The 6,308-nt window shown below is 59.1% G+C and carries 9 protein-coding genes; 6 read left to right on the top strand and 3 right to left on the bottom strand.

Translation table 11 applies throughout. From position 1 onward, the window contains the following. Positions 1-2: 2 nt before the first annotated feature. A complete protein-coding gene (locus NKJ08_RS20640; RefSeq protein ID WP_352783032.1) occupies positions 3-1,256 on the top strand; it encodes a caspase family protein in 1,254 nt (417 codons plus the stop codon). A 71-nt stretch (positions 1,257-1,327) separates the two neighbouring features. On the opposite strand, the gene NKJ08_RS20645 is transcribed toward NKJ08_RS20640, so the two are convergent. Beyond that, the gene (locus NKJ08_RS20645) at positions 1,328-1,879 is read right to left on the bottom strand and encodes a DUF6931 family protein (RefSeq protein WP_352783034.1); all 552 of its coding nucleotides are present in this window, start codon (positions 1,877-1,879) and stop codon (positions 1,328-1,330) included. Positions 1,880-1,919: 40 nt separating this feature from the next. Between NKJ08_RS20645 and NKJ08_RS20650 the strand changes: the two genes are divergently transcribed. Then, positions 1,920-2,645, top strand: coding sequence for an OmpA family protein (locus tag NKJ08_RS20650; RefSeq protein WP_352779882.1), 726 nt, complete (start codon positions 1,920-1,922; stop codon positions 2,643-2,645). 194 nt (positions 2,646-2,839) lie between these two features. On the opposite strand, the gene NKJ08_RS20655 is transcribed toward NKJ08_RS20650, so the two are convergent. Beyond that, positions 2,840-3,118 (bottom strand): hypothetical protein, encoded by a 279-nt coding sequence (locus NKJ08_RS20655; protein WP_352779880.1) that lies wholly within the window; start codon positions 3,116-3,118, stop codon positions 2,840-2,842. Positions 3,119-3,705: 587 nt separating this feature from the next. Here NKJ08_RS20655 and NKJ08_RS20660 point away from each other — a divergent pair. The 4 genes from NKJ08_RS20660 (at position 3,706) to NKJ08_RS20675 (ending at position 6,007) form a co-directional block, all read left to right on the top strand. Beyond that, entirely contained in the window at positions 3,706-3,933 is a 228-nt protein-coding gene (locus tag NKJ08_RS20660) for a CopG family transcriptional regulator (RefSeq protein WP_352779879.1), read from the top strand. Next, complete coding sequence (locus NKJ08_RS20665; RefSeq protein WP_352779878.1) at positions 3,930-4,367, top strand: TA system VapC family ribonuclease toxin; 438 nt, start codon at positions 3,930-3,932, stop codon at positions 4,365-4,367. Before NKJ08_RS20660 ends, NKJ08_RS20665 begins: the two co-directional genes overlap by 4 nt. Positions 4,368-4,900: 533 nt before the next feature. Further along, positions 4,901-5,203, top strand: coding sequence for a hypothetical protein (locus NKJ08_RS20670; protein WP_352783038.1), 303 nt, complete (start codon positions 4,901-4,903; stop codon positions 5,201-5,203). Positions 5,204-5,482: 279 nt separating this feature from the next. Beyond that, the gene (locus NKJ08_RS20675; protein ID WP_352779877.1) at positions 5,483-6,007 is read left to right on the top strand and encodes a helix-turn-helix transcriptional regulator; all 525 of its coding nucleotides are present in this window, start codon (positions 5,483-5,485) and stop codon (positions 6,005-6,007) included. Here NKJ08_RS20675 and NKJ08_RS39055 read toward each other — a convergent pair. Next, the coding region (locus tag NKJ08_RS39055) for a hypothetical protein (RefSeq protein WP_502906341.1) at positions 5,993-6,308 on the bottom strand (316 nt) is incomplete at its 5' end. The two genes, NKJ08_RS20675 and NKJ08_RS39055, sit on opposite strands and share 15 nt — an antisense overlap.

Here is a 6,308-nt window from a genome sequence, read left to right on the forward strand (position 1 = left end):
TTTTGTTCCGGCGGGGCTCCGATCTGATTGCTTGGTTTGGTGGTGTCCCGCGCGCGATCGGGCTGGTGATGCTCTCGCTGTTCTTGACCTTGACGGCGGCCAATGCCGAACGCCGTGTTGCTCTGGTCCTTGGCAACTCCCAGTATCAGCATGCGCCGGCGCTGACCAACCCGGTACACGACGCGCAGGCTGTTGCCGAACGCCTCAAGAGCCTGGATTTTGAAGTCGTCTCCGGGTTCGATCTGACCAAATTGCAGACCCAGACGACGATTGCGCACTTCGCAAAGCAGGTGCGCGGCGCCGACATTGCCCTTTTCTTTTACGCGGGCCACGGCTTGCAGGTTTCAGGCAGCAACTACCTGCTTCCGGTCGATGCCGCACTGGAAGACGAGACCTCGCTCGACTTCGAAGCCGTGCCGGTGGATTTCATCTTGCGGCAAATGTCGCGCGAGACCAGCATAAGACTGATTTTCCTCGACGCCTGTCGCGACAACCCCTTGGCCGAGGTGTTGGCAAAGACCGCAGGCGTCAAGGGAGCGAGAAGTGGCCTTGCCGAAATCCCGATCGAGAATGGCGGCGCTGGCACGCTGGTCGCCTTTTCCACCAGTCCCAATCAGGTCGCCTATGACGGATCGAGCGAACACTCACCGTTCACGTCGGCGCTGCTTGCCCATATCGGGGCCTCGAACGTCTCCATCACCGACGCGATGAACAGGGTTACCGCCGACGTGTTCAAAGCAACGGCCGGCAAACAGCGCCCGTGGATCAATGTCTCGCTAACCACCGAGGTCGTGTTGCACAAAGTGGATCTGAACGCGCCACTGATCGTCGGTGAGGCGACCGCTCCGCAACAACCGCAAGGCGGCTCGGGCGGGCGCAACGCCGCCGCAAATCCGTCTGGCGCTGACGATGCCCAGCTTGCGCTCAATGTGCTGCGTCAGAAAATCCCGAGACTGGCTTCGGACGAGCCGATCTTTTTCGACCAACCTGTCGATTTCGGAGATCCAGCAATCGACGGCAAGAGTATCGCTGAGCTGATCACAGGCAAACCACTCTTCACTCCCGTGGAAGGGCTCGACAAGGCGGTGTGGGAGGGCAAGCACTGCAACGGCTGCCATGAGTGGAATGAGGATCGGCTATGCGAACAGGCGAAAAATTTCGCCGCCAACGATGTCTCCGTTCTACGCCTGCAACATCCGCTTGGGACACGCTTCAAGGTGGCGCTGGCCAAATGGGCGCAAGGCGGCTGCAAGTGAGATCTGGGGCCCTTGGGTTCGAAAACCCCTGGTCAAGACGATGGAGCTGCGTCTATTGGAATGGTTCGGGTCTAGTACGCATCCGCCGATTGGCGCTGCGCCTCGATCTCGGCCAACTGGAGGCCCATTTCGACAAAGGCGGAGAGAACGGCAAAGCGGTCGGCCAGTGCGACGCGCGCCAGCCCTGCTAGAACACCGGCATTGACTGCATGGGCGGCAGGATGTGGCTGCAAGGCCGTTGGCGCGGTTGCGCCGACGACAGATCCGGCAACGCCAAAACCATTGTCACGCCATTCCGCAGCCAAGGCAATCCAGGCGCCCGGCGTTGTCGGCGGGGTTCCCGCAGCCTTGCTCACTGCGGCGCGATGGCGGGGACTGTCCGGTTCGCTGACCCAGTCGCGAACAAGCGCGAGCAGCTCTTGATCTGTCTTATCGAGCAGCTCGCTCAGATGCCCCAGGCATTCATGCGCCCACCAGACCGCAGCCCGATCAGGAAGCAGGTAGGCACAAAACGTGATCGCCTCTTCGGGAATGGGCCCGGCGAGGAGATCGCGGCAAAACTCGATCGAACGCTGCTCGGTTGGAAGGGCTCTCATGTCTCTGGCGACAGCGGGACAAGCCATGAAAAGATCCCGTGCCGTTTTGAATCGGAGCCCATTGGCCATGACGCCACGCCTTCATCGAGAACCAGTCGGTACTCAAGCCCCCGGCGTGGCGGCGGTCAAGTCTCAACTCGTGGGGACGGGAGATCGGCCGACACAGCCACGGGCTCAGCGTTTATTGACAGACAAATGCGTGGGAATTTGGTATATTCACCTTGGTAACATCCGATGCTCAACAGGAGTAACCGCTATGCGGTGGGCCAGTTCACCCTTGGTGTTGGCGGTCGTGGCTTTCTCGACCCATGTTTCCGCCGACCCTGTCCAGAAATCAGAAGACATCGTCAAGTTTTTTGCTGGCGCGGCCGACCTCGGCAAGTCGCGTGGGATTTGTGTCGGCACTGAGGAGCAGTGCAAGAGCAAGACCAAGGCAAAAGACGGGCCGGCCGACAAATCCAGTCTCGACATGCTGATCAATTTCGGGCTGGATTCGGCCGAACTCGACGCGACCGCACGCGCTGAACTCGAGGAGTTTGCCAAGGCCCTGAAGGACAGCCGGATCAGTACTTTCCATTTCGTCGTCGAAGGTTACACCGACGCTTCCGGTCCGGAGCACTACAATGAGCGGCTGTCGCAGCGACGAGCGCAATCGGTGACGTCCTTCCTCACATCCAGTGGCATCGAGGCTGACCGCATCAACGCGATCGGGTTGGGCGAAGCGCATCCGCGTAGCCCCAATCCATACGACGCCGTCAACCGCCGCGTGGAAATGCGTATAAAGGCCGAGTAGCGTACGCTGGTGCATGCCGCCTGAAACTGTGCAGCAGTGCGTCAGGAACTGAGTGGTAAGCGCAGCGGCAGGCCAGGCGAATGGGCTTGGAACGTTCGGCTGCGTTGCACGGGGTTGATCGGCAGCATATCCGGCACGCACGGCTTCCATCATCGGATCTGTCTGAACCTCGAGGAATGCCAATTGCTCGCGCGTCAGATAGGTGGTCGGCGCAAGACCATTCTTGGCTTGCCAGAGATGCCGATCGCCCGGCGGGTCTGCGGACCTATGTTTCCGTCAATGCGGCCAAGTTCGTTGCCCAACGCCTCGATGCGCAGGTGCAGGTCGATGCGGCTCTGGCGGTCAAGACCGATCGCACTTTCTGTCAATTCGGTGCCCGCTGTTTGCTTCACCTCGTCCGAAACGCGCTTCGAAGCCTCATCCCAAAGGCGTTGCTCGACTTCCCAGGATGGAGGATCGCTGGCAGCGGCCACAGGAGAGGGCGCCGCTGCGGGGTTCGACGCGTCGGCCGCTGGCTTTGCGGCAGGCGCCGCTGCCTCAGCGGGTTTTCTAAGGAAGACCTCACCGCCCAGCGACGCATTATGCCATGGCCTCTGCCGACCTTGCGTGGTTTCGGTCACTTCGCCGCGCACGCGTGTCAGCGCGCACTGGATTTCAACGCGGGCTCGGTCAGGTGCCTTGCGAGCGCCGTTGAGTAAGGAGTGTCAAAGCCGTTGCCCTCGAAAGCTATGGCGCCCGGATCCGTCGCATAGGCAATCAGCAGGCCACCTGTGCCCACACCGTCCGATTTTGCTTCCACCGGCGCCAGGCCGGGCGTTGCGCACGCTACGTGCACATGGGATCTCCGGCAGCACGAAGGGCGAAAGAAACGCGCTGGTGCCGGGCTATGTTATGTCGCCGGTCGAACGCCAACGGATGGGCGCCCGGTCGGAAGGCCCGCTTGTCGGGGGCGGCATCGAGCCTCTATTTCGTGCGCCACCTTTCGTGCGCTACCGCTTGAGTATCCGTCGTCGCTACTCTATATGATGCGTGATGATTGATGCGCACCAAGGAGGGCGATATGAGAACGACACTGGCGATCGATGACGACGTCCTGGTCGCGGCCAAGGCCATGGCCCGGCAGCAGGACCGCAGCGTGGGCGAGATCATCACCGATCTCGCCCGGCGCTCGCTGCGCCGCCCGCAAGCCGGCGGCGAGCGCAACGGGATACCTCTGCTGTCGCCTCGGCCGGGTGCACCTCCTGTCACGCTTGAGACGGTCAATGCCTTGCGTGACGAGTTGCTGTGACCTTCCTGCTCGACATCAATGTGTTGATCGCGCTGATCGATCCCGGCCATGTCGCCCATGACGACGCCCATGGCTGGTTCGAAGTGACCGGTCACGCCGCATGGGCCACCTGTCCCACTACCGAAAACGGCGTCATGCGCATCGTCGGAAACCAAAAATATCCTAATTCTCCCGGCTCGCCTGCCGTCGTTGCGCAAATCGTCACCAAGTTGCGAGCCCTGCATGGGCACAGCTTCTGGTCCGACGATGTGAGCCTGGTTGGCTCCGTCGACATCGATGCGGCGAAAATCCTGACCTCGGCACAGGTCACCGATACCTATCTTCTTGCGCTCGCCAAGGCGCATGGCGGCCAACTTGCGAGCTTTGACCGCAAGCTGTCGGGGGCGGCCGTGAAGGCCGGGAAGACTACACTACACTTGATCCCCACAAGGTAGACCGCGGGGCTCTTTCTGTCAGGGGTATATACCGGCAAAGGATCAGCCGTTGAGCGCGTCCTTGATGGCCTTAGCCGGCGTGAAGGACAGCTTCTTCCGGAATGAGATGCCCCCACCCTAAAACTTTCTTATACAGAATTAGCATCGCTGTTGGGCCGAGCTGGTGCGCGTATCGGCCTCACTGGCGATTGCAGTACCCCCTTGCGCGCTTGCGCGCGCGCGGGGGAATTCCTGTATAAGCGATAACAGTCGACTTGGCGACCGGTCCTTACTGTCGTCGCTCCAGACCGGCGACCACCCCTATGCCACTTTTTCTTTCTCGCCATCTCGCTCGTTATTAATCTTGCCCTTTCGTGGGAGGGCTGTGTGGTGTCGGAAACAGGTGAGCAGGAAATACTATCGGCAGCTTGGCGGCATGAAGAAATCTTAAGAAATGCATTCCGAGATACGTTTCTGGATGTGAAGCTAACGACAATCTTCAATTTGGTTCGTATATAATCGTGTTGTGAACGCGTAATTGAGGAGCTCCCGAAATGAACGCAAAGCTCAAAAACAAAGCCCGTCGCAAGATAATTCTTGATGGATACCTTAATAACGAACCGTTGAAAGATATTGCGACCAAGATCGGATGCTCACTGGGGAGTTTAAGAGTCAGCGCCAGTAAACTCGGTTGCACTCGAACCCCGACGGAGGCGGCGGAATTTCGGCGTGGCTTTCATATCCCGGAACACAAACGGGAAGATTACAACCAGTTGATGATCTATGGACGGTATAAATCTCGCGATTGCGCGCAAATTTTGGGACTATTAACAGTGCAATCATCAGGTTTCGAGTAAGGTTATTACAATACAATCCGGACGATATTATCACTTAAAAACTTTTCTGTAAATCCCGAATAACTTGCTTCAGGCTGGTGAAACTTTGGGTAGGGGTAGAAAATGACTCTGATGGATAGACACAGTGATGCTGTTTCGGGTAACCGATACATTGCGATAACGACCAAGTATAACCATGAGGCGCATACGACGCGGCCCTCTTATGCTTTTCCTCCAGATCGTGCATCGGGCGCAGGGGTCGGGGAGCCAAGAGCACGCAGCCTGGAATCCGTAACCGGCATGCTTGATCGCATCGGCTGCGGCTATCTCGTGCTGAACCGCGAGAGGAAAGTGGTCGAATGGAACGCAGCCGCTCAAACCACGCTGGAGCGCCAGGGAGAAGTGGCCGGTACGGCCAGCGGGCTTTCGGTGGCCTTGAGGCGGCTGATCGCGAATGTTCCGGCCCATTTCCTGCCGGGCTCACTATCGTGGGTGGTGATCCGCAGCAGCGGCGACAGGCCTGTGATATTGAACGAGAACGGGTTTATCGCTCCTGACGGAACGAGCATTGTGGCGTTACTGGACCGCGAGAACAGGTCGGGGCCAAATCCTCAGACACTGCAAAAGATGTTTGGCTTGACGAGCGCGGAAACGCACCTGGCGTTGCGCTTGGCTCAGGGCGATGCGCCGCTGGAGATCGCCCGCAATTGGCGCCTCAGCCGCACCACGATCCGCTCCCAGCTTGCCTCGCTGTTCGCCAAGACCGAAACGAAACGTCAGGCGGAACTGGTGGCTCTTCTTGGGCACATTTCAGTCTTGCCATAACTGACGAATCCGATCTATGCCGGCGCCTACGCTTTTGGCCGACGCGGAACGCGCGTTTTGATGGAAGACGGCCGCAAGCGCGTTGTGCGCGACAGCATTCGCCGGAACTGGAAGGATTGGGAGGTTTTGATCCGCGACCACCACGAGGCATATATTTCCTGGGAGGAGTTTGAGAGGAATCAGCACCTGATTGCTAACAACGCCAACGAGGAAGCGGGTGAGCCCTTCCCAATGGGCAAGACCATAGCGGATGTCTTCGGCCAGCTTTGAGCCCGAGGAGATCATCGACAATTGCTTTTCA

Source organism: Mesorhizobium sp. M0244, assembly GCF_040321795.1.
Taxonomy (GTDB): Bacteria; Pseudomonadota; Alphaproteobacteria; order Rhizobiales; family Rhizobiaceae; genus Mesorhizobium.